The organism is Streptomyces sp. NPDC046727, assembly GCF_040645635.1.
Taxonomy (GTDB): Bacteria; Actinomycetota; Actinomycetes; order Streptomycetales; family Streptomycetaceae; genus Streptomyces.
Window position 1 is genome coordinate 113,339 of record NZ_JBEYYR010000009.1, and the last position, 21,672, is coordinate 135,010.

At 72.9% G+C, this 21,672-nt stretch carries 18 protein-coding genes and 1 riboswitch; of the genes, 13 read left to right on the forward strand and 5 right to left on the reverse strand.

Annotation, left to right across the window (positions count from 1 at the left end; all coding sequences use genetic code 11):
* Positions 1 to 294 precede the first annotated feature (294 nt).
* A complete protein-coding gene (thrS, locus tag ABZ937_RS13785; protein ID WP_361690490.1) occupies positions 295 to 1,521 on the forward strand; it encodes a threonine--tRNA ligase in 1,227 nt (408 codons plus the stop codon).
* 64 nt (positions 1,522 to 1,585) lie between these two features.
* On the forward strand, positions 1,586 to 2,548 hold the full coding sequence (locus ABZ937_RS13790; protein ID WP_361690493.1) for a nucleoside hydrolase: 963 nt from the start codon (positions 1,586 to 1,588) through the stop codon (positions 2,546 to 2,548).
* Here ABZ937_RS13790 and ABZ937_RS13795 read toward each other — a convergent pair.
* Positions 2,545 to 3,633 carry a HoxN/HupN/NixA family nickel/cobalt transporter gene (locus ABZ937_RS13795; RefSeq protein WP_361690496.1) on the reverse strand — a complete coding sequence of 363 codons (1,089 nt, stop codon included), beginning with the start codon at positions 3,631 to 3,633 and terminating at the stop codon, positions 2,545 to 2,547. The two genes, ABZ937_RS13790 and ABZ937_RS13795, sit on opposite strands and share 4 nt — an antisense overlap.
* A gap of 28 nt (positions 3,634 to 3,661) precedes the next feature.
* A riboswitch (cobalamin riboswitch) is annotated at positions 3,662 to 3,854 on the reverse strand.
* 80 nt (positions 3,855 to 3,934) lie between these two features.
* Here ABZ937_RS13795 and ABZ937_RS13800 point away from each other — a divergent pair.
* Both ABZ937_RS13800 and ABZ937_RS13805 read left to right on the forward strand, forming a co-directional pair.
* Positions 3,935 to 4,285, forward strand: a complete 351-nt coding sequence (locus ABZ937_RS13800; RefSeq protein WP_361690499.1) for a metalloregulator ArsR/SmtB family transcription factor — start codon at positions 3,935 to 3,937, stop codon at positions 4,283 to 4,285.
* Between the two features lie 67 nt (positions 4,286 to 4,352).
* On the forward strand, positions 4,353 to 5,999 hold the full coding sequence (locus ABZ937_RS13805) for a glycoside hydrolase family 13 protein (protein WP_361690502.1): 1,647 nt from the start codon (positions 4,353 to 4,355) through the stop codon (positions 5,997 to 5,999).
* On the opposite strand, the gene ABZ937_RS13810 is transcribed toward ABZ937_RS13805, so the two are convergent.
* Positions 5,996 to 6,742: a DUF4142 domain-containing protein gene (locus tag ABZ937_RS13810; RefSeq protein ID WP_361690894.1), complete on the reverse strand. Its 747-nt coding sequence runs from the start codon at positions 6,740 to 6,742 to the stop codon at positions 5,996 to 5,998. The genes ABZ937_RS13805 and ABZ937_RS13810 overlap by 4 nt on opposite strands.
* A gap of 262 nt (positions 6,743 to 7,004) precedes the next feature.
* Here ABZ937_RS13810 and ABZ937_RS13815 point away from each other — a divergent pair, with 262 nt between their 5' ends.
* The 4 genes from ABZ937_RS13815 to ABZ937_RS13830 all read left to right on the forward strand — a co-directional run bounded on the left by ABZ937_RS13815 (position 7,005) and on the right by ABZ937_RS13830 (position 10,203).
* Positions 7,005 to 7,691, forward strand: a complete 687-nt coding sequence (locus ABZ937_RS13815; protein ID WP_361690505.1) for a DUF6445 family protein — start codon at positions 7,005 to 7,007, stop codon at positions 7,689 to 7,691.
* Between the two features lie 40 nt (positions 7,692 to 7,731).
* Positions 7,732 to 8,415 (forward strand): DUF4328 domain-containing protein, encoded by a 684-nt coding sequence (locus tag ABZ937_RS13820; protein WP_361690508.1) that lies wholly within the window; start codon positions 7,732 to 7,734, stop codon positions 8,413 to 8,415.
* Between the two features lie 40 nt (positions 8,416 to 8,455).
* Positions 8,456 to 9,121 (forward strand): SDR family NAD(P)-dependent oxidoreductase, encoded by a 666-nt coding sequence (locus ABZ937_RS13825; protein ID WP_361690511.1) that lies wholly within the window; start codon positions 8,456 to 8,458, stop codon positions 9,119 to 9,121.
* Between the two features lie 134 nt (positions 9,122 to 9,255).
* A complete protein-coding gene (locus tag ABZ937_RS13830) occupies positions 9,256 to 10,203 on the forward strand; it encodes an MIP family channel protein (protein WP_361690514.1) in 948 nt (315 codons plus the stop codon).
* 3 nt (positions 10,204 to 10,206) lie between these two features.
* On the opposite strand, the gene ABZ937_RS13835 is transcribed toward ABZ937_RS13830, so the two are convergent.
* Positions 10,207 to 11,664, reverse strand: coding sequence for an FG-GAP and VCBS repeat-containing protein (locus ABZ937_RS13835; protein WP_361690517.1), 1,458 nt, complete (start codon positions 11,662 to 11,664; stop codon positions 10,207 to 10,209).
* Between the two features lie 226 nt (positions 11,665 to 11,890).
* Between ABZ937_RS13835 and ABZ937_RS13840 the strand changes: the two genes are divergently transcribed.
* The 3 genes from ABZ937_RS13840 to ABZ937_RS13850 are packed head-to-tail and all read left to right on the forward strand — an operon-like array spanning position 11,891 to position 18,043.
* Positions 11,891 to 17,071, forward strand: a complete 5,181-nt coding sequence (locus tag ABZ937_RS13840; RefSeq protein ID WP_361690520.1) for a caspase family protein — start codon at positions 11,891 to 11,893, stop codon at positions 17,069 to 17,071.
* Between the two features lies 1 nt (position 17,072).
* Positions 17,073 to 17,387 carry a hypothetical protein gene (locus tag ABZ937_RS13845; protein ID WP_361690523.1) on the forward strand — a complete coding sequence of 105 codons (315 nt, stop codon included), beginning with the start codon at positions 17,073 to 17,075 and terminating at the stop codon, positions 17,385 to 17,387.
* The gene (locus ABZ937_RS13850) at positions 17,384 to 18,043 is read left to right on the forward strand and encodes a hypothetical protein (RefSeq protein ID WP_361690526.1); all 660 of its coding nucleotides are present in this window, start codon (positions 17,384 to 17,386) and stop codon (positions 18,041 to 18,043) included. Before ABZ937_RS13845 ends, ABZ937_RS13850 begins: the two co-directional genes overlap by 4 nt.
* Positions 18,044 to 18,060: 17 nt before the next feature.
* Here ABZ937_RS13850 and ABZ937_RS13855 read toward each other — a convergent pair whose 3' ends face one another.
* Both ABZ937_RS13855 and ABZ937_RS13860 read right to left on the reverse strand, forming a co-directional pair.
* Positions 18,061 to 18,738, reverse strand: a complete 678-nt coding sequence (locus ABZ937_RS13855) for a L,D-transpeptidase (RefSeq protein WP_361690529.1) — start codon at positions 18,736 to 18,738, stop codon at positions 18,061 to 18,063.
* The gene (locus ABZ937_RS13860; protein WP_361690532.1) at positions 18,728 to 19,246 is read right to left on the reverse strand and encodes a SigE family RNA polymerase sigma factor; all 519 of its coding nucleotides are present in this window, start codon (positions 19,244 to 19,246) and stop codon (positions 18,728 to 18,730) included. The genes ABZ937_RS13855 and ABZ937_RS13860 overlap by 11 nt, the downstream gene beginning before the upstream one ends.
* Positions 19,247 to 19,411: 165 nt before the next feature.
* Here ABZ937_RS13860 and ABZ937_RS13865 point away from each other — a divergent pair, with 165 nt between their 5' ends.
* Both ABZ937_RS13865 and ABZ937_RS13870 read left to right on the forward strand, forming a co-directional pair.
* On the forward strand, positions 19,412 to 20,419 hold the full coding sequence (locus tag ABZ937_RS13865) for a L,D-transpeptidase (protein WP_361690535.1): 1,008 nt from the start codon (positions 19,412 to 19,414) through the stop codon (positions 20,417 to 20,419).
* A gap of 48 nt (positions 20,420 to 20,467) precedes the next feature.
* Positions 20,468 to 21,580 carry a hypothetical protein gene (locus ABZ937_RS13870; protein ID WP_361690538.1) on the forward strand — a complete coding sequence of 371 codons (1,113 nt, stop codon included), beginning with the start codon at positions 20,468 to 20,470 and terminating at the stop codon, positions 21,578 to 21,580.
* The last annotated feature ends 92 nt before the right edge of the window (positions 21,581 to 21,672 follow it).

Sequence of the window (21,672 nt, forward strand, 5' to 3'; positions counted from 1 at the left end):
GAGGTGGGGTGCCTGATCTCACGGCACCACCCGCCCGACCCGCTCACCAGCGCTCCGGGCCGTACGGGTGAGGGCACGCACGGCGTCCGGGTGAGGCGGAAAACCCGTGGCCGTCCGGCGGGCGCCGCTGTTACGGTCGCCGCATGCAGCGCGCCCAGCAGTGCCCGTCGAGCACGACGACGCCGGAGACCGTCCCGGCGCGCTGACACCTGACCAGCATCGAAGCCCCGGGGCGAACGCCCCGGGGCTTCGACGTGCACCGGGGTGTCCGCCTCCCGCACCGAGGAGACCCCGATGAACGACCAGCTCCCCGACCACCGCCGCATCGGCCGCGCACTGGACCTCTTCGACACCGACCCGCTGATGGGCGCCGGCCTGCCGTACTGGCTGCCCGACGGGGCGGCCGTCCGGCACACCCTGGAGGAGTACATCCGGGACGCCGAACGCCGGGCCGGCTACCGGCACGTGTACTCGCCCGCCCTCGGCAAACGGGAGCTGTACGAGATCTCCGGGCACTGGGACCACTACAGCGACGACATGTACCCGCCGATGAAGCTCGGCGCCGAGGAGGTCGTCCTGCGGCCCAGCCTCTGCCCCCACCACGCCCTGATCTACCGCTCCCGCTCCCACAGCTACCGGGAACTGCCCCTGCGCATCGCCGAGCTGGGCACCATGCACCGCGCCGAGCTGTCCGGCGTGCTGGGCGGCCTGACCCGGGTACGCGCCATCCACCTCAACGACGCGCACATCTTCTGCACCCTGGACCAGGCGGTGGCGGAGGCGCGCGCCGCCCTGGAGCTGATCGCCCGCGCCTACACCGACCTCGGCATCCAGGCCGTACGCCACCGCCTCTCGCTGCCCGGCGCGGGCGGCAAGTACGTCGCCGACCCGGAGCTGTGGCGGCGGGCCACCGAGCTGCTGCGCGAGGTGCTCGCCGAGGCCGGGGTGGCGTACGAGGAGGCCGAGGGCGAGGCCGCCTTCTACGGCCCGAAGATCGACGTGCAGATCGCCGACCCGGCGGGCCGCGAGTCCACCCTGTCCACCGTGCAGATCGACTTCCACCAGCCCGCCCGCTTCGACCTGCACTACATCGGCGCCGACGGCGGAAAGCACCGGCCGGTCATGGTGCACCGCAGCATCATCGGCAGCGTCGAACGGGCCGTCGCCCACCTCATCGAGGCCCACGGCGGCGCGTTCCCCGCCTGGCTGGCCCCCGTCCAGCTGGCCGTGCTGCCGGTGGCCGAGGAGCAGGTGGAACCGGCGGCGGCACTGGTCCGGGAGGCGCTCGCGCTGGGCCTGCGCGCCGAGCTGTCCGGGCCCGGGGAGGGCACCCTGGGCGCCAGGATCCGCGCGGCACGGCTCGTGCCGTACCAGGCGGTGATCGGCGCGCGGGAGGCCGGCGCCGGGCTGGCCGCCGTACGCCTGCGGGACGGTCGCCGGCCCGGTGCGCTGCCCGGGAGTGAACTCCTGCGGCGCATCGCCGCACGGGTGGCGGCCCGCGGCACCGCGCTCTGGGAATGATCACCCGGCGCCGGTCACGATCCGCCGACCTGATCTAAGGTCGGCTCGACGGAAGGAGTCCGCAGTGACCGGTCAGCCCACCCCCGTGATCATCGACTGCGACACCGGCGTCGATGACGCCCTGGCCCTGCTGTTCGCCGTACGCCACCCGGGGCTCGACCTCCGGGCGGTGACCTGCGTGGCCGGCAACACCGACGTCGACGGCGTGGTCCGCAACACCCTCACCGTGCTGGAGCAGGCGGGCGCCCCCGACATCCCGGTGGCCCGGGGCGCCGAGCGCCCGCTGCTGGAGCCCGCCCGCTCCGCCCCCGTGCACGGCGCCGACGGCATGGGCGACCTGGGCCTGCCCGCGCCGTCCCGCACCCCGGCGGACGTCGACGCCGTCACGCTCCTGCACCGCGAGATCCTCGCCTCCCCGCGCCCGGTCACCCTGATCCCGACGGCACCCCTGACGAACATCGCCCTGCTCCTGCGCACCCACCCGGAGGTGACCCGGAACATCGAGCGGATCGTGTTCATGGGCGGGGCGGTGGAGATCGGGAACGCCACGCCGGTCGCGGAGTTCAACGTCTGGCACGACCCCGAGGCCGCGGCGATCCTGCTCACGGCCGGGGTGCCGATCACGATGTACGGCCTGGACGTCTTCCGGCAGGTCGTCGTGGACAGCGCCGAGGTGCACCGGCTGCGCGCGAGCAGTGAGCCCGGCACCCGCCTGGCCGGCGAACTCCTCGCCCACCGGCCGGCCCACCAGGGCGAGCCGCCGGAGGCCGAGGAGGCGGGCGGCCTCGGCGACGCGGGCGCGGTGTGCGCGGTCGCCGACCCGCACGGCATCACCACCCGCCTCCTGCCGGTCGAGGTCTCCCTCGCCCCCGGCCCGACCCGCGGCCAGACCATCGTCGACCGCCGGCCCCGCCTGGGCGAGTCCGAGATCCACGAGGGCGGCCGCGAACGGGCGCTGGTGGACGTCGCGTTGGAGGTCAACGCCGACCGGTACGTCAAGCTCTACCTGGAGACCGTGGAACGCTAGTCGGCAGGGGCGGCGGGGGCGGGGGCCGACCAGCGCTCCTCCACCCGGGCCAGCCGCCAGTACGCCAGCGCCGCCGCCCATACCACCACGAACAGGCCGACGATGAGATAGCCGACGTTGTCGAGATCGAGCCCGGCCACCCAGCCGGTGACCGGGTCGCTGAGGCCGAACTTCTCGTGGACCACGCCGACCAGCTCGATCGTGCCGATGAAGAAGGCGACCGCGATGGACAGGCCGGTGATGGCGAGGTTGTAGAAGACCTTGCGGACGGGATTCGAGAACGCCCACTGGTAGGCGAAGTTCATGAACGTGCCGTCGAGGGTGTCGAACAGGCTCATCCCGGCGGCGAAGAGCAGGGGCAGGCAGAGCACCGCGTACCAGGGCAGGCCCGCCGCCGCGCCCGAGCCCGCCATCACCATCAGCGTGACTTCGGTGGCCGTGTCGAAGCCGAGGCCGAAGAGGAAGCCGAGCGGGTACATCTGCCCGGGCCGCGAGACGGACTGGGTGAGCCGGCCGAGGACCCGGTTCATGAACCCGCGCGAGTCGAGGCGCTGTTCGAGCTCCTTCTCGTCGTACGCACCGGCACGCATCGCGCGGAAGACCTTCAGGATGCCCACCAGGGCGACCAGGTTCAGGGCGGCGATGAGATACAGGAACGTCCCGGAGACCGTCGTACCGAGAAAGCCCAGCACCTGGTGGGTGCTGGACCCCTCGTTCATCACCTTCCCGGCCAGCGAGGTGCCGCCCGCGATCAGCAGCGCCAGCAGCACCACCACGCTGGAATGGCCGAGCGCGAACCAGAACCCCACCGACACCGGCCGCTTCCCGTCGGCCATCAGCTTGCGGGTGGTGTTGTCGATCGCGGCGATGTGATCGGCGTCGAAGGCGTGCCGCATGCCGAGGGTGTAGGCGGTGACACCGAGCCCGACCCCGAAGACATCGCTGCCCACCTTGTAGTGCTCGGGCGCGACGAGGAGGAACAGGATCCCGAAGGCGACGACATGCAGAGCGACGATCACCGCCAGCAGCCCCACCGTCTTGACGGTGTCCTCGCGTCGCCAGCGGAAAGAAGCTGCGTCAGCCATCGGTTTCATGCTCCAGCACCTCGTGGATCACTTCATGAGCTGCCGTGGCCGGTCTCCTGGCTTACGGGTACGCACATCCGCCGCTCCTGCCTTCCCGGCCGCCCTGCGACGCCCAGTGGCTGCCCCTCGCGGGACGCGGAACGGGGACTCCCCGATCACAGTGGCGAGGGCCGCGTCGACCTTGCATCGACTTCCCGAACACCACGGCCCGCCCACCGTAGAGGGGCACGCGGTTTCCTGCATAGCTGCGCACCCGCGCAGGTATGCAAGATCACAAAAGCGCGCCTGCGAGGATGACGGCATGCATCTCGTGCCTGCCGACCGAGCCGACCGGCGCACCATCGACGGTCACCGGGTGTGCGAGGCGATCGCCGCCATCGGTGACGCGGACCGCCTGCGCGCCTGGGCCGACCGCTTCTCCCTGCTGGCCGACGCCAACCGGCTCGCGCTGCTGCTCGCCCTGCACCGCACCGGACCGCTCGCCGTCTCCGACCTCGCGATCGCCACGGGCATGAACGACCCCGCCGTCTCCCAGGCGCTGCGGCTGCTGCGGGCGGCCGGGGTGGTGGCGGGGGAGAAGGAGGGGCGCGTGGTGCGGTACCGGGTGGTGGACGCGGAGGTGCGGGGACTGCTGGAGCACTGCGGCGACTGAACCGGACGGCTGTTCGGTCACCCGGACGGACGTTTCCGGTTCCCGGTGGTGTGGACAGATTCCGTGCATGGCAGACCTTTCGTCCAGGGACCCCGACTGGTGGCGGCAGGCCGTCATCTACCAGGTCTATCCACGCAGCTTCGCCGACGCCGACGGTGACGGGCTCGGTGATCTCAGGGGCGTCACCGAGCGGCTGGACCATCTCGCCACGCTCGGGGTGGACGCCCTGTGGCTGAGCCCCTTCTACCCCTCCGAACTCGCCGACGGCGGCTACGACGTGGCCGACCACCGGGACGTCGACCCGCGCCTCGGCACCCTGGACGACTTCGACGCCCTGGTCGCCGAGGCGCACCGGCTCGGTCTGAAGGTCGTCGTGGACGTCGTACCGAATCACACCTCGCATCTGCACCCCTGGTTCCAGGAGGCGCTGCGCGCCGGACCCGGGTCCGCCGCCCGGGAGCGCTACGTCTTCCGTCCCGGCAAGGGTGCGCGCGGTGAACTCCCGCCCAGTGACTGGCAGTCGGTCTTCGGCGGCAGCGCCTGGCGGCGGGTCCCGGACGGGGACTGGTACCTGCACCTCTTCGCCCCCGAACAGCCCGATCTGAACTGGGACAACGAGGAGGTCCGCGCCGACTTCCGCACCACCCTGCGCTTCTGGGCCGACCGGGGCGTCGACGGCTTCCGCGTCGACGTCGCCCACGGCCTGGCCAAGGACCTCACCGAGCCGCTGCGGGACGTCGGCGGCATCGGCGCGACCGGCGAGGACGCGCTGCCGCGGGTGGAGCCGGGCAGCCACCCGTACTGGGACCGCGACGAGGTCCATGAGATCTACCGGGACTGGAGGAAGGTCTTCGACGCCTACCGCCCGCCGCGCACCGCCGTCGCCGAGGCCTGGGTCCCGGGCGCCCGACGCGCTCTGTACGCCCGCCCCGACGAACTCGGCCAGGCCTTCAACTTCGAGTATCTGGAGGCGCGCTGGGACGCCGAGGAGTTGCGGGACGTCATCACCGGGTCGCTGGCCACGGCCCGGTCCGCCGGGGCCTCCGCGACCTGGGTGCTGTCCAACCACGACGTCGTACGGCACGCCTCCCGGCTGATGCTGCCGCCCGGCACCGACCCGGCGGCCTGGCTGCTGTCCGGCGGCAGCGCGCCCGCGGTCGACCCGGCGGCCGGTGTGCGCCGGGCCCGGGCGGCGACCCTGCTGATGCTGGCCCTGCCCGGCTCGGCCTACCTCTACCAGGGCGAGGAACTCGGCCTGCCCGAGGTCGCCGATTTGCCCACCGAGGTGCTCCAGGACCCGATCTGGGAGCAGACCGGGCATGTCCGCAAGGGCCGCGACGGCTGCCGGGTGCCGCTGCCCTGGATGACGACCGGACCCTCGTACGGCTTCGGGCCCGGGGCCGGCTGGCTGCCGCAGCCGGCGTCCTTCGCGGCCCTCGCCGTCGAGGCGCAGGCCGGCGCCGAGGGCAGCACGCTGGAGCTGTACCGCACGGCCCTGCGGCTGCGCCGCAAGCTGCTGGAGGGCGAGACGCTGGCCTGGACGCCGGGCACGGCCGCCGGTGTGCTGGACTTCCGCCGCACCGGGGCCTGGCGGAACGTCACCAACCTCGGCACCGGACCGGTACCGCTCCCACCCGGCGAGGTCCTGCTGAGCAGCACACCCCTGCCGAAGGGGAGCACCCTGCCGCCGGACACCACGGTGTGGCTGGCCTAACCCCCGGTCGGGCTCGGGCTCGCCCCCGAGCCGGAGGAGTTGCCGCCGCCGGCGACGCCGTTGACGTCCACCGGTGTGGAGGTGGCGTTCGGCGGCGGGGTGAGCACGACCTCCGGCTGGCCGGCGGCCGGGGGCGGCGGGGTCAGGTCGGAGTCGGGGAGCTTCGGCGGGGTGGTCTGCTGGAACAGGGTCTGGTCGAAGTCGACCAGACCCGTCTTCTCCATCACGGTGATGTGGTCGAGGACGGTGTCGTTGGCCTGGTCGGCGAGGGCCCGCACCAGTGAGTTCTTCGTGGTGGAGCGGATCTTCGCGACCGTGTTGAAGATCGAACCGTGCGTCATCCGCAGGATGTTGGCGAAGTCGGTGTCGAACGTCTTGCCGCTCTCCGACTTCAGCTGGTTGACGAAGCCCTGCTGCTGGGGGCTCGCGATGTTGGGCAGCGTGATGTTCAGCATCGGGGCGATCTTGCGGCAGGTGGTGTCCAGCGCCGAGTGCCCGTCGACCAGGTGCTGGCTGGCCGTCTTGACGGCCGGCGAGGTGCCCTTCTGCAGCCCGATCTGCCCCACCGGGTACTCCCACAGCCCGGCCGCCCGCACCTTCACCACGAAGTCGCGGTCCTGCTCGGTGAGCGGCCCCCACTGGGTGTTGGCGATGACGCGGTCCTGTGCGCTGGAGACCTTGCTCAGCCCGAGCATGCCCGGGTAGGCGAGTGCCGCGAGGGTCAGGGCCATCGCACCGCCCACGAAGAGCGTTCCCGTCGCGTTCCGCGAAAAGCGCACCGTGCCTCCTGCCCGGTCGGGGAGCCGCCCGCGGTCACGGCGCGGGCGGGTCGGACACACAGCAGTACGGACGCGAGCACGATTCGTCTCTGCCGCGCGGGTAAAGAATGTGTATGGCGCCGCCCGTACGGTGATTGCCATCCGTTGGTGTCCATGGCACACGGTTGCCGAAAGGTTGACCATGGGACGGGAGAAGGCGGGGCGCACGCGGACCTAGATTCGCCGCATGCCCCCACAGCCGCCGCCCCGCACCCCCGCCGCGCTCCCCGTCCTGCCCTACCGCAAGCCCACCAAGGGCCGCGACTTCTGGGTGCTGGACGACGTCCTGCCCGACGTGGACGCCGTACGGGAGCGCTGCCTGGCCAAGGACGACTGGGTCCAGGGGTACCCGTACACCACGGAGACCTGGCCCGGACTGCGGACCATGCCCGGCCTCGAACCATCCGAACTCGCCCGCGTGGAACGGCTGGTGAAGCAGGCCACCGGGGCGAAGGAACTCTGGGTGCAGCAGACGCCCGGCGGCGGCACCCTCAACCACAACTGCGTCCAGGTGGTCGGCGAGGGCGAGAGCGAGCCCCGCCCGCACACCGACTCGCGCGCCCTGTGCCGGTACGCGGCCGTGCTCTACCTCAACCCCGCCGCCCCCAAGGACTGCGGCACCGCCTTCTACCGGCAGTCCCTGCCCGGCGGCCGGCTCGGCGGCAACATCGTCCAGGCCCCGCACAACAACCTCGTCGAGGCCCTCGGCACGCGGTACGTCCCCGCGGACCACTTCGAGGAGGACGTCCGCGTCCCGCACAAGTACAACCGTCTGCTCCTCTACCACGCCAACCTGGTGCACAGCGCGACCGGCTACACCGGCCGCACGCTGGAGGAGAAGCGGATGACGGCGGTCTTCTTCTGGATGGCCTGACCAGGCCGGCGGGGCCGTCCGGGTGAGTCAGTATGGGACCGTGACCGAACAGAGGGACGTTCAGAGGGCGGGGCGGCTGGCCGCCGGGGGGCTGCTGCTCGCGGGGCTCGCGTGGGCCGTGCGAGGGGCGTGGGAGGTACGGCTGGCGCTGGCCGGAGAGCCGGCGTCGGGGCCGCCGGACCAGGGGGACGGGGTGCACCGGCCGCTCAACGCGCTGGAGGACTCGTACCACCTGGTGACCTCCCTCACCGGCGTTGCCGTCGTGCTCTGCGCCCTGCTCTTCCTCTCCTGGCTGGGGCGGGTGCGGGACACCGCGCGTGCGCTGTCGGGTCAGGAACCCAGGTACGCGGGGATCTGGGTGTACGCGGGGTGGCTCGTCCCGGTCGTCAACCTGTGGTTCCCGCGGGGGATCGTCGTGGACGCGTTCCGGCGTACGGCGCCGGGGCGGAAGGTGCCCGTCTGTGTCGAGGTGTGGTGGGTGCTGTGGCTGATCGGCATGCTCAGCGGGGTGGGGATCGTGTACCGCGACTCCACCGACGAGATCATCGCCCGCGCCTACACCGAGGTGTGGCCGCTGCTCGCGAGTGACGCGGCCGTCATCGGGGCCGCCGTCGCCGGCGTGTTCGCGGTACGGGCTGTCACCCGCGCGCAGGTGGAACGCATCCGCGAGGGGTGGGCCGCGCCCGCCGCGGTGGTCGCGACACCGGCGCCGGGGCTGTCGTAGCCGGTGTGAGGCGGCTGCCGGTGCGGTACGGATGGTGGGCATGACCAGTGTCGCCATCGTGGGAGCCGGACCGGGGCTCGGGGCCGCCGTCGCGCGGCGCTTCGGGCGGGAGGGGTTCGGCGTCGGGCTGGTCGCCCGGGACCGGGGCCGGCTGGACGTCATCCTGGACCGGCTCGCCGGTGACGGGATCACCGGGCGCGGGTTCGCCGCCGACGTGCGCCGGCCGGAGGAGCTGGCCGTGGCGCTGCGCGACCTCGCCGAGGCCCTCGGGACCATCGAGGTGCTGCAGTACAGCCCGGTGCCGCACCGGGACTTCATGCGGCCCGTGCTGGACACCGGGCACCGGGATCTGGTGGGGCCGATCGAGTTCTCCGTGTACGGGCCGGTGGCCGCCGTGCAGCAGGTGCTGCCGGGGATGCGCCGGCTCGGGCGCGGCACCATCCTGTTCGTCAACGGCGGGTCCGCCGCCGTACCGCACCCCGAGCGGGCCGGGACGTCCATCGCCTTCGCCGCGGAGAGCGCGTACGGCCATCTGCTGCACGACCGTCTCGCGCCGGAGGGCATCCATGTCGCGCAGCTGGTGATTCCGGGCGCCATCACGGCGGGGCACGCGCGCAAGGACCCGGACGTGCTCGCCGAGACCCTGTGGGCCATGCACCGGGACCGGCACGGCTTCCGGCACTACGCCGACGACCTGGACAGCTGACCCGCCGAAGGCGCGCCCGCCCGGGGCGGTATGTGCGGGGCTGAGCGGGCCTGGGGGACGGTCACCCTGCGGAGAGTGGATTTGTGGGCCAATATGGTGACATTGGCCGCATTGCTCTCTTCAAGGGGGCCTCCATGGCTGTAGAAATCCCCGCGCTCGTCAAGCCGTCCCGCCTCAGAAGCCGGGGCGGGCTGCTGGGCGAGTGCCTCGCGGAGTTCCTCGGGACCTTCGTCCTCATCTCCTTCGGCTGCGGTGTCGTCGCGATGGCGGTCGCCGCGCTGCCCGGTTCCGGCCGGGCCGCCACCACCACCACGATCTTCCTCGCGGCCGGCGACTGGCTGCTCATCACCTGGGGCTGGGCGATGGCCGTCGTGTTCGGCGTGTACGTGGCCGGCGGCGTCAGCGGCGCCCACCTCAACCCGGCGGTGACCCTGGCCATGGCCGTACGCCGCGGGTTCCCCTGGGCCAAGGTCCCGCCGTACTGGTTCTCGCAGGTCGTCGGCGCGCTCACCGGAGCGGCACTGGTCTACCTCGTCTACCACAACGCGATCAACTCCTACGACCACACCGTGCCCGGACCGAAGGTGAACGGGCACACGAACGCCACGTTCTCCATCTTCGCGACCTTCCCGGCCCCCTACTTCCACGGCGGCATCTGGGGTCCGCTGATCGACCAGATCGTCGGCACGGCCTTCCTGCTCATGCTGATCGCCGCCGTCCTCGATCTGCGCAACCAGGCCGTGAAGGCCAACCTCGCGCCGCTGGTCGTGGGCTTCGTCGTCGCCGCCATCGGCATGTCCTACGGCGCCAACGCGGGCTACGCCATCAACCCGGCCCGCGACTTCGGGCCGCGCCTGTTCACCTACGCCGCGGGCTGGGACAGTCTGGCGTTCCCGGGGAGCGTCTCCGGCTCGTTCAGCGCCTATTGGTGGATCCCGATCGTCGGGCCGCTGATCGGCGGGACGCTCGGGATCCTGGTCTACGACCTCTTCATCGGTGACGTCCTGCTCGTCCGCGCCCAGCAGGCCCAGTTGCCCGAGGCGGGCCGGGCGACTCCGGTGCGGACCAGCGACGAGGAGTAGGGCCTAGCCCGCCAGGTCCGCCCCGAACGCCGTGTACGCGCGCGCCGGCAGGCCGAGCTTCGTGGGGCCGAACGTGGTGGACGCCGTGGTGGAGTACAGCGTGCCGGCGGCGCCGGGCAGGTGCCAGAGGGCTCCCTCGGGGTCGTTCTCGTTGTCGGCGACGGCCGTCAGGTCCGCCCGGCCGTCGTGGCCCACGTCGGAGGCGAGCAGGGCGCTGCCGAAGCCGTCAGCGAATTCCGAGGCGCCCGGCACGCCGGGGCTGTCCTGGGTCAGGAACACCGCGCGCGTGGCGGTGAGACCGGAGGCCGAGCCGCGCAGGAGGGTGACCGCGCCGGCGCCCCCCAGGTAGTGGGAGTCGTCGCCGAAGCTCTCGCCGGGCGCGCCGACCGCGAGGTCCCCGTAGCCGTCCTTGTCGAAGTCGCCGATCGCCAGCGCCTCGCCGAAGTCGTCCCCCGCTTCGGAGGAGTCGGGCACCCCGGCCGTGTTCTGGGTGAGGGAGACGCGGCGGGTGGCGCTCGGGCCCGACGAGGTGCCGTAGACGACGTGGATCCGGCCGCCGGTGGAGCCGGACGGATCACGGTCCGGGTCCAGCGGGTTGCCGAGGACGATGTCGCCGTAGCCGTCCTTGTCCAGGTCGCCGATCGCGGCCGTCTGAGCGGTGCGCAGGCTCGCCGCCTTGCTGATGCCGTCGGCGGTGCCCTTGTAGTAGACGGCCGTGGCGAGGTGGTCACCGTTCGGCTTCTGGCCGGTGACCACCAGGTCGGCCTTGCTGTCGCCGCTGACCCGGCCGGCGGTGAGCTGCGGACGGTCGGGGCCCGGGGTGTACGAGGAGACCCTGCCCGTCGTACCGGACGTGGTGAACGGGCCGCGGATCAGCCGGATCCGCCAGCTGGAGGAGCCCGAGTCGCTCTGCGCGGAGATCGCCAGGTCGGGCTTGCCGTCGCCGGTGAAGTCGGCCGCGGCGATGCTCAGCCCGAAGTAACTGCCGTAGAGGGTCTGCGGGTTCTTCACCGTCGTGCCGCCGGACAGGCCGTTCTTCGAACCCCAGAGGATGACCACCGTGCCGGCGTCCTCCGCGTTGCCCGTCTTCTCGTGCGGGGCGGCGACGGCCAGGTCGCTGTAGCCGTCGCGGTCGAGGTCGGCGGCGGCGAGCTGGTCGCCGAACTCGTCGTCCTTCTCCGCGTCGCCAGGGACGCCCGCGGTGTTCTGGCTGATCAGCTGGCGCTTGGCGGGGTTCAGACCGCTCGCGGTGCCGTAGACGACGGCCACCTGGCCGGCCCACGACTTGCCGTTCACGGTGGCGGCGGGGGCCGCGACGGCCACGTCCCGGTAGCCGTCGCCGTTGAAGTCGCCGGGCAGCCCGGAGGGGGCCGCGGCGGCCGTGCCGGCCAGGACCGGCGGGGTCAGGCCCGCGAGGAACAGGGCGGCGAGCGCGGTGGAGCCGCGCAGGGGAAGCTTCACGTCCGTGTCTCCCGTGGAACAGTGGATCAGTCGCGTCTGTGGCGAAGAGGAGACCCGCGGTCGTGCCCCAGGGTTGTAGGGGAGTTCGGTGAATTCCTGAGGTCGCCGGAGCCGGTGGTGACGCCGGTCAGTGGTCCGCCCACGTTCCGTACGCGCTTCTGCGATAATCGCGCTCCATGCCGTGATGGGGTGTCAACTCCCCCAACGCGAGGGGGGTTCGGGAACGATGAACGCCGGACGACGGCGGGCTCTGCTGATCGGCGTGCCCGCGTATCCACAGCTGGAGCAGGTGCCGGAGCTGCGGGACGACTTCCCGAGCCTCACCTTCGCCGCGAAGGACGTCGGGACCCTGCGCGCCACCCTGCTGCGCAGCGGCTATCTGCCGGAGCACGTGACCGTGCTCGACGACGAGGAGTCGACCGGCCTCGGCAACATCCTGGACGAGCTGGGCCGGTTCCTGAACTCCTGCGAGGACGGCGACGTCGGCCTCGTCTACTTCTCCGGCCACGGCGTCCGCTTCGGCGAGATCGACTACCTGGTGCCCGGTGACGTCCGGGGGCGGTGGGGGCAGGACGGAGAGCGCACCCTGGGCCCGCGCGAGCTGATCGAGATCGTGCCCGACGAGCTGCTCGCACCCTTACACTCCAGCGCCACGGTGATGCTCTGCTTCGACGCCTGCCGGAGCAGCGGGACCACCCCGCCGGCCGCCTTCGAGGGGATGAAGGCCAGCCGCCCCTGGGACAACGTCGTCGTGCTGAGCGCCTGCGCCCCCGGCGAGGAGGCCCTGGGGCACGCCGGCGCCGGCAGCGTCCTCGCCACGGCCCTGAACGAGACCCTGCTTCCGACCTCCTCGGCCCGCACGTTCGGCCAGGTGATCCGGCGCGTGACCCAGCGCGCGGAAGAGATCGCGGAGAAGTACACGTACAGCAGGCCGCCCGGCGCCGTCGCCCGGTGGCTGAGCATCGACGGGACCGGCGGCGCCCACGCCGACGTAGCGCTGTGCGACGCCATGCCGGACTCCGGTCCCTGGACGGACGCCGTCATCGGGTCGAGCCTGTGGGACCGGACCGAGGGCACGCCCGCCCAGCGCAGCAGGGCCAGGGAGCACCTCGCGGAGGTCGTCACCAAGACCGTAGCCATCCGCAAGAGCCGGCAGGACGAGCCCGACCCGTGGGACGACCCGCTCGTCCCGCAACGGCTGATCGAGCGGCTCGGCCACCTCGTCGACGCCGCCGGCGCGCGGCTGAGCCTCATCGAGACCGTCGTGCTCCTCGGCGCGCCGTTCCTCCGCGAGGCCGCGCTGGCCTGCGGCCTGGCCGCGCTCCGCACCGTCCACGGCGACGGCCCGGACGACACCGCCGCCGACCGGGCACTGCCCGAGGACAGCTTCGCCGCCCATCTGGACCGCGACATGGGCGACGTACGGCGCGCCCACCGGCAGATCGAGGCCACCCGCCGGACCCTGCTGCGCCGCGGGCACAAGACCGACGCCCGCAGCGTCGAGTACTGGCTGCGGCACCGCTTCCTCGCCGACTGGGACCTGCTGTGGGAGAGCCGCGGGGACGCCGAGCTGGACAGCCTGGGCAACGCGATCGACCTGCTGGTGGACGCGGCGGAGAGCGCCGCCGACCTCACACTGGGCGCCTACGAGCGGGGCGTGCTGCGCAGTGCCCTCGTCCATGTCGTCTCCCAGCTGGGCACGGGCACCCCGGCCGACGCCGTCGCGCCCGACGGCAAGGAGTGGATCACCGACCTGTGCGCGCAGCTGTGCGGGGAGGCGGAGCGGTGGAGCTGGCGCCCGCGCGAACTGGCCACCCTGCTGCATCTCGCCGGGCTCCTCGCGATCGATCCGCGCATGCTCGACGGCGTGCTCATCGACCACCTGGGCCCGCGCGAGCCCACGCAGGTCCGGCCGGAGAGCGTCATCGGCGAGATCGCCACGAACAACGGCTTCCGCCCCATCACGCACAACCGGTCCGCGGAGGCGGGCGGGTGGGACCCCGCCGCGGCCACCCGCTGGCTGCTGGCGTTCAAGTGCGGCAGCGCGGCTCTGTTCACGGCGCTGGACCGGCTCGCCGCCCGGATCACGGCGGTGTCGGAGGCGACCCGCCGCGGCGAGGGCACCCTGCGCCACGGCGACCTCCTCTTCGGCCTGCCGCAGCTGGTCAAGACGGAAGGCCTGCTGCCCAAGAACCGGGGCTTCGACAAGCCGCCGCCCCGGTTCCGGCTCGCCGAGGACGAGGTGAAGCCGCTCATCATGGGCACCCAGCTGTACGGGGACCGGATGCTGGCGGTGCGCGAGCTGTACCAGAACGCCCTCGACGCGTGCCGGGTACGGCAGGCCCGCCGCCGGTACGCGGACCGTGCCCGGCAGACCGACGGCCAGACCGAGCGGGAGCAGCTCGCCGGGTGCGGCATCGTCTTCACCCAGGGCATCGACGCGGACAGCGGCCGGATGTACATCCAGTGCGAGGACAACGGCGTCGGCATGACCGCCGAGGAGCTGCGGGACCTCTTCGCCCAGGCCGGCCGCCGCTCCGAACAGTCCTCGTCCCGCATGCGGGAGATGCGCCGCTGGCGCCGCCGCGGCATCACCACGGAACTGAACAGCCGGTTCGGCATCGGGGTGTTCAGCTACTTCATGCTGGCGGAGGAGGTGGAGGTGGTGACGCGGCCGGTCGACGTGTACGGCCACCGCCCTCTCGACGGCCACCGGGCCAGCGTCACCGCCGGGTCGGGGCTGATGCACCTCAGCCGGGAGCAGCGGGAGCTGGCGGGCGGCGGCACCAGGGTCCGGCTGTATTTGCATGACGATCCCGAGGAGACGGACGAGCAACGCCCCTCCCTGATCCAGGCTCTGCGGGAGTTCCTGTGGTGCAGTCCGGTGGAGGTCACCGCGACGGAACTGGACGGTGACCCGGCGACCTGGCGGCCGGGCGAGCTGTACGGCGACTCCTCGCTGCCGAGCGAGCGGATCGAAGCCACCGAGGGGGTCTGGTGGGTGCAGGGCGACGGCATGCTGCTGGCGGACGGGCTGCTGGTCTCGGAGGCCGAGCGCCCGGAGGGGTACGTGGTGAACCTGCGGGGCAGGCACCGGCCGGAGCTGAGCGTCGACCGCAACCGTTTGCTCGGGTACGACGAGCGCCGCGTCGAGGAAGACCTCAGGAAGGCTGTCCCGGCGCTGGTCCACAAGGCGTGGCGGCCCTTTCCGCTGGACTGGCTGTGGGGTCTCAGCGAGTCCTGGCCCAGGCTCACGCTGGAGGTCCTCGGCCAGATGATGGAGCACGACGTGTCCGTGACGGTCCCGGACGAGATGCGGCCCGACGACTGGGTAGAGAAGTGGAAGGAGTTCTCGCTGCGCGAACTCGGCTGCCTGCCCGTCGACGAGTCCGTCCTCAAGCAGCACAGCGTGCTGTCCACCTTCGACACGGACTTCTTCGTGGCCTGGCGCGCCGGCGCCCTGGGCGTGAAGCGTCACCAGGAGCCGATCGGCGCGCACGCGGGCTTCGCCCTCCCGGAGCCTTTGGACGCGGTGCTGTTCCGGAATACGCCGGACGAGTCCCTCCTGCAGTCGATGCACGCCGCCGCGGACACCGGACGCTCGCTGCGGGAGGTGACCCGTCGGCTGCGCCGGTACGCCATCACCGGTGTGCCGGTTCCGGAGATGGCGGACGTCCGTGTCCTGGACGGCGTCGTGCCGAGCCGGCTGGCGACCCGGCTGTACGAAGCGCTGTACGGCAGGCTGAACCTGAAGTTCAGGCACGATGCCGATGCCGCGCACAGCGCCGTGCGGCGGACGATGGTGCATCTGTCGTCCGAGGAGAAGGTGAGCCTGGGCGCCCTGGCGGAGCTGCTCGAACAGCTGTCAGGGCTCGATCCGTCGATTCCCGGGCCGCCGGACCTCAAGGGGCTCGCCTCCCATCGGGTGGACGCGCGCGAGCGACGCATCCTGCTGAACGACCAGTCGAGCGGGAACCCTTTCCGGCAGAGTACTTCCGCGCCGTTCTCCGGGCTGGTGCGGCCGGTGGACGTCGCCTACCGGGCGCAGCAGACGGGGATCCCGCCCGCCGAGATCGAGGCGGTCGTGCGCCGCTTCGAACCCCTCGGCTACCGGCTGGCCGGACCGGATCTGCCGTACCTCCTGGACGATGCGCAGCTCGTGGCGCTCAGCCGTGACCTGGACGCGCAGCCGCCCTTCTTCACGCCGGAGCCCATCGGCCTGACGCACCTGGTCCGGCTGGCGGCCCGACGCGAGGAGACCGTGGGGGCCACGGCGGGCTGGCTCACCGCATGGGCGGGGCAGCTGGGTGTCGAGGTCGCGGACCCGGGTCCGCTCGCCTCGCTCCGGCCGCCCTCCTGGTGCGAACGGCTTCCGCGGGAGAGGCTCAGCGCGGACGGGAACGGCGGCGGGGACTCCCCCGGCGCATCGCGGATCTCCGCCTGGGCCCTGCTGGGGGCGATGGAGAATCTGAAGGACACCGCTTCGGCAGACCGGCACATCGCCGCGGTCGAGGCGCTGGCGGACGCGGGCATGGTCGAGCGGCGGGCGATCGACGCGGCCCGGACCATGCTGTCCGAGCCCCTCTCCGCCCGGACCCGGGCCCTGTGGCGGTCCGGCTTCCGGGTGCCCGGGCGACGCCGGGGATTCACCGAGCCGGCGCACGTCGGGGCGGACGGCCGGGTGGCGCCCGCTTCTCTGGTGGCGCTCGCCGCGGACACCGACGAGAGCCTCGGTGCCACCGCGGAGACCGTCCGGCGCCAGATGGCCGTCTACGGTTTCGACGTGCCGGACCTCCCCGAGGACGTCGCCGGGCTGAGCCCGGACCGCTCTGTACGGAGCGCCCTGTACAGCGGCGGAGCGTGGCGCAGCAGAATTCCGCTGAGCAGCCTCATGGCCTTCGCGGACGAAAGCGACCTCGACCTCGCCACCGCCGCCGCCCAACTGAACGCCTACCGCTCCCTGGGCGCCCCCACCGTGCCCGTGCCCCCCGACTTCACACCGCCGGAGGATCCTCCGGAGCGTGACATCGCCGCCGAGCACGCGCTTCTCCAGCCGTCCCTGGAGGACTCCTGGACCCTCACCCCGCTCGCCCTGGTCGTCGCGGCCGGGCGGCTCGGGAACGGGCTGCGGGAGACGTACCGCCGGCTCCAGCCGTTCACCGTGGTCGGGCTGGACATCCCCTTCCCGGAGCCGGACTGCGCCCGCACTCCCGACTGGCGGGACGTCGTCCTGCTCACCAGCCGGCTCACCGGGCGGGAACCCGTGCTGTCCGGTGAGGTCACCGAGGACCACCTCGGGCTGGCCGCCGAGGAGACGGACCTGACGACCGACGAGGTCCGCGCGCGGCTCCAGGACTACGCGCCCCTGTTCGGATACCGGTTGCCGCCGTACGAGAGGACGAGCTGACGTGTCGCATGACCCCAAGAACTACGAGTCCAAGTACCTGCCGGACCAGACCGGATTCGTCTGGGACTTCACCACCGGCCGGCTCGTCATCACCGGCAGCTGCCCGGAGTGCGCCGGCGAGATCCGCCATCCGCTCCGGGACATCAAGCCCGGCGCGGTGGCCAAGGGCCCCGGCAAGGGCTCCGCGGACGACCCGGTGCCGGACCGGGTGTACATGCGGTGCCGGTGCCGCCGGCCTCACCCCGGGGACACCCAGGAGACCGGCGGCTGCGGGGCCAAGTGGACGGCCGTCCGCACGGGCGGCGCCGGATCGTGACGCCACCGGGGGACTACGAGCCGGAGGAACTCGAACGCGCCCAGCAGCGGCTGGACGCGATGGCCGAGAACCAGCTGCAGATCGCCCAGGCGCAGGCCGAGGGCTGGCGGAACTTCCTCACCGTCGCCACCGGGCTGCTGGCCGCGGTGCTGGTCCTCAAGGGCCGGGAGAACGTCGCCGAACTCCCCGACGGCTACCGGCTCGCGGTCTTCGCTCTGATGGCGGCCGGGCTGGTCCTGCTGCTCCTCGCCGCCTTCCTCGCCGTGTCGGCGGCCCATGGCCGGCCCGGCGACGTGCTGAAGTACGCCCATGCCGCCAGGCTGCTGGACTGGGAGGAGAAGGAGCTGGACCGGATCGGCTCGCGGATCGGCGGGGCGCGCTGGGCGACCGTGCTCGGTGTGCTGGCCACCGCGGCCGGCATCCTCCTCACCTGGGTGGCGCCGGGGCCGGGCGAACCGGAGCGGACGGTCCGGGTGCACACCCGGGGGGAGACGGTGTGCGGGGAACTCCTCGCGGTCGACGGCAGCGGGGTCACGCTCAAGGTCGTACCCGCAGGAGGCAAGGCGGACAAGGGCGGCGGCAAGGACGCCGCGACGATCCGGCATCTGACCTGGGAACGCGACGCGGTGAGCGTGGCGCCCGCCGACAAGTGCTGACCGGCGGACGGAACCCGTCAGCTCCCGTCGCCGGTGATCACGACCTTCGCGCCGACGACGGTGTGCTCGTACAGCCAGCGGGCGTCGGCGGTGCGCAGGCCGATCAGGCCCAGCGTGGACGGGCGGCGCCCGGGGACGTCCGCCGTGCCGTCGGTGCCGTAGAGGAAGTGCGTCTGCTGTTGGGGGCCGAGGAAGGCCAGCACCCAGTCGTGCCGCACGATCTCACCGGTCGGCGAGGAGCTGAACCGCGCACTGCGGAGGCGCTCGCTGACCCGGGCGACCGCGTCGCCGCGGAACGGCCGGTCCATGCCGGGCGCCGAGACCGAGAACGTCCGCCCGCCCGCGCGGAGCTGGAGCGTGGTCAGGTCGATCCTGATGTCCCGGACCGTGCCGTCCGCGAGGGAGGGCGGCGGCGCAGGAGCGGTGGTGGAGGCGGTCGCCGCGGGCGGGGGCGCCGGCCGGTCGGCGGGGTCCAGCAGGGTCGTACCGGCCAGGACGGCCGTGCCCAGGGCGACGAACCCCGCGGAGACCAGCCCGGCCCGGCGGGTACGGCGGCGCAGCACGGCCCGGCGCCGCACGACGGCGCCCGGGGCGGGGGCGGAGCGCCGGCCCTCGGCGGCCACCTCGCGCAACGCCTCGGTGAGCCGGTCGGACAGCTCCTCGGGCGCGGCCGGGCCCGACGGGTCATGAGGCATGCGTGGCCTCCTTCGTCCCGGTCATGGTCTCAGCCTCCTCGGGCGACAGATGGCGGGCGAGCGCGGCACGGCCACGGGCCAGCCGTGCCTTGACCGTCCCGACGGGCGAACCGGTCTCCGTGGCGATCTGATCCACGCTCAGGTCGCACACGTGGTACAGGACCACGGCCAGCCGCTGCGCCGCGGGCAGTTCGCGCAGCGCGGCGACCAGGGCGACATGCTCGGGTCCGGGCCCCGGGGTCTGCTCCGGCGGCGGGTCCTTGCGGACGAGTTCCAGCCAGCGCCGGGCGCGCCGGAAGCGGCTGACGGCGAGCCGGGTGGCGACCGTGCGGATCCACGCCTCCGGCGCCTCGGCCGCGTCGAAGGACGCCCGCCGGTCCCAGGCCCGGACGAAGGCCTCCTGCACCACGTCCTGGGCCTCGGCGTGATCGCCGGTGAAGGCGTACAGCTGCCCCACCAGACGGGGGAAGGCAGCCGCGTAGAAGGCGTCGAACTCCGCCTCGGTCATCGGCCCCGCCCCTGTCCCCCGTACTGGAGAAGTGATCCTACGGGGCGTTCGAGGCCGCATGCCCCCGTGTCACGGCGCCGGGAAAATCCCCGGAGCCGGGTGCAACCCGGGCCTCCCGCCGTGCGTACAGACGATGTCCGCACGCATCCCAGGGGGGAACCTTCCGTGTCCACGCACGACTCGACCAGCCACCGTCCCCGCCGTCCCCGCCGTCCGCACACCGTCCTCGGCGCCCTCGCCGCGGCCTGCGCGCTCGTCCTCGCGGCGACCGGCTGCTCGGCCGTCACCTCGTCGTCGGCCGCTGCCGGCGCCACCGTCCCGGCCGGCGAGGGCGCCCACCGGCCTTCCGCCGCGCCCGGCCGGACCGCGCCCGCCGTCCCCGAGCCGGCCGCTCTCGCCCAGGCCCGCGTCAATGTCGGCGAGGGCGCCACCGTCGGCGTCGGCATGCCGATATCCGTGACCTTCCCGAGCCCGGTCCCCGAGGACCGGCGGGCGGCGGTCGAGCACTGGCTCGGCGTCGGCACCGAGCCCGCCGCCAAGGGCGCCTGGAGCTGGGTCAAGGACCGCAACCTGAACGACGGCCAGCGCGTCGACTACCGCCCGCCGGCGTACTGGAAGCCCGGCACGCGCGTCACGCTGCGCGTCGGCAGCCACGCCGTACGGCACTTCACGATCGGCCGCTCCCTGACCGCGACCGTCGACGTGCGCGGTCACACGATGACCGTCCGGGAGGACGGCAGGCCCACCGCCCGCATCCCGGTCACCGCGGGCCGGCCCGGCCTGGACACCTGGAACGGGACCATGGTCGTGATGGACAAGCAGCCCAAGGTGTACATGGACTCCCGGACCGTCGGCCTCGGCGACGCCTACCACGGCTACTACGCCTGGGCCGTGCACGTCACCACGTCCGGCACCTACGTCCACCAGAACCCCAACGCGAACACCTACGCCGGCCGGGACAACGTCACCCACGGCTGTGTCGGCCTCGCCACCGACGGCACCGCCGAACGCTTCTACCAGCGGGTCATCCCCGGCGACGTCATCCGCGTCACCGGCTCCAAGGACACGGTCGAGGCCGGCAACGGCTACGGCGACTGGAACCTCACCTGGTCCCAGTGGCTGGCCCACAGCGCGTCCCCGCACGGGAAGACCGAACCGTCCGCAGGATCGTGACGGACCGTCACGCCCGGCGGTGTCGCGCGTTGAAGTAGCGTGAAACTGATGTCCACGTCCGCCGAGGGCACGCTCTCGACGGCATCCGTTCTCAGCCTCAGTCCCCTCCGCGTCGCCCAGCTCACCCGTGCCTGGGCCGTGGAGGTGACGGCGGCGGACCTCGCCCGGCTCGCCGCCCCCGCCGACGCCGCCCGCCGGCTCGGGGCCGGCCGGGGGTACCTCGGCGAGACCGGGGCGAACACCGAACTGGCCCGGATGCTCGCCGACCGGCCCGAGGACTTCGGCGCGGCGGGCCAGGTCGTGCTGGGCGCCGAGGCGGTCGAAGTGCGGTCCGGCGGGCGGCTGTTCGCCGACACGCTGCATGTCATCGGGCCCGAGTGCATCGACGGCCTGCAGCGCCTGAAGATCATCGCCGGGATGCGGGACCACCTGCCGGAGGAGCATCTGCGGCGCTCCGTCATCCGGCTGGAGATCTACTGCGGCGCCGAACGGGACCGCGCCCGCCGCCTGTACGACGTCGCGGACCGCTGTCTCAACGTGTCCACGGCCCAGGACCGCCTGATCCGCTGCCCGAGCATCAGCCGCCTGATGCGGGCCGACTGGGAGAAGGGCGACTTCGACCCGCGCCGGGGCATGACGACGGGGCCGCACGCGCTGCGCTTCTCGATGGCCGAGGTGACCCGCGCGCTCGCCTGCCTGTCGGCCGACCCGCAGCCGGTCGCGGCGCACATGGCCGCCACCCCGGAAGGACGGGAAGCGCTCTGGGAGGAGTGCGCCTCACCCCTCTACCGGAGCCTCTTCCACGGCCGGATGACCCCGGTCGGCGTGATGCGCGCCGTCGAGGCGTGGACCTCCGCCCACCGGGCCCTCGCGGCCGTGCCGAAGAAGTCCCGCCAGGCCCACGGGCGCCTTGTCGAGTACGCGCCGGAGCTGATCTGCTGGCAGGCCTGCCGCGGGCTGCCGCTGCGCGCGCTGCACGACGCCAGGTCGTCCTACCCGTGGGAGCGGGCCATCGAGCACGACCTGCCCGCCTGGACCGTACGGGCGGCGAGGAACCTGGTCGCGCGCTACGAGGAGGCGCGCCCGGGCCGGCACGCCTACCACCAGGAGGCGCCCAAGCTGGAACTGTGGCTGCACCTGACGGCGCCCGACGGCCGCTGAGCCCCACGGACGGCCGGGGCGACGGCCGGTGCGCCACCGGCCCCGGATCCCCGACAGGTGGCGGGTGAACGCGGGCGCGGCGGCTGTGACCA

What these genes read in the sequence shown, in the direction of transcription:
- thrS (WP_361690490.1), top strand. Translation starts at nt 295, where the DNA reads ATGAACGACCAGCTCCCCGACCACCGCCGCATCGGCCGCGCACTGGAC.
- ABZ937_RS13795 (WP_361690496.1), bottom strand. Translation starts at nt 3,633, where the DNA reads ATGGCTGACGCAGCTTCTTTCCGCTGGCGACGCGAGGACACCGTCAAG.
- ABZ937_RS13800 (WP_361690499.1), top strand. Translation starts at nt 3,935, where the DNA reads ATGCATCTCGTGCCTGCCGACCGAGCCGACCGGCGCACCATCGACGGT.
- ABZ937_RS13805 (WP_361690502.1), top strand. Translation starts at nt 4,353, where the DNA reads ATGGCAGACCTTTCGTCCAGGGACCCCGACTGGTGGCGGCAGGCCGTC.
- ABZ937_RS13815 (WP_361690505.1), top strand. Translation starts at nt 7,005, where the DNA reads ATGCCCCCACAGCCGCCGCCCCGCACCCCCGCCGCGCTCCCCGTCCTG.
- ABZ937_RS13825 (WP_361690511.1), top strand. Translation starts at nt 8,456, where the DNA reads ATGACCAGTGTCGCCATCGTGGGAGCCGGACCGGGGCTCGGGGCCGCC.
- ABZ937_RS13830 (WP_361690514.1), top strand. Translation starts at nt 9,256, where the DNA reads ATGGCTGTAGAAATCCCCGCGCTCGTCAAGCCGTCCCGCCTCAGAAGC.
- ABZ937_RS13840 (WP_361690520.1), top strand. Translation starts at nt 11,891, where the DNA reads ATGAACGCCGGACGACGGCGGGCTCTGCTGATCGGCGTGCCCGCGTAT.
- ABZ937_RS13855 (WP_361690529.1), bottom strand. Translation starts at nt 18,738, where the DNA reads ATGCCTCATGACCCGTCGGGCCCGGCCGCGCCCGAGGAGCTGTCCGAC.
- ABZ937_RS13860 (WP_361690532.1), bottom strand. Translation starts at nt 19,246, where the DNA reads ATGACCGAGGCGGAGTTCGACGCCTTCTACGCGGCTGCCTTCCCCCGT.
- ABZ937_RS13870 (WP_361690538.1), top strand. Translation starts at nt 20,468, where the DNA reads ATGTCCACGTCCGCCGAGGGCACGCTCTCGACGGCATCCGTTCTCAGC.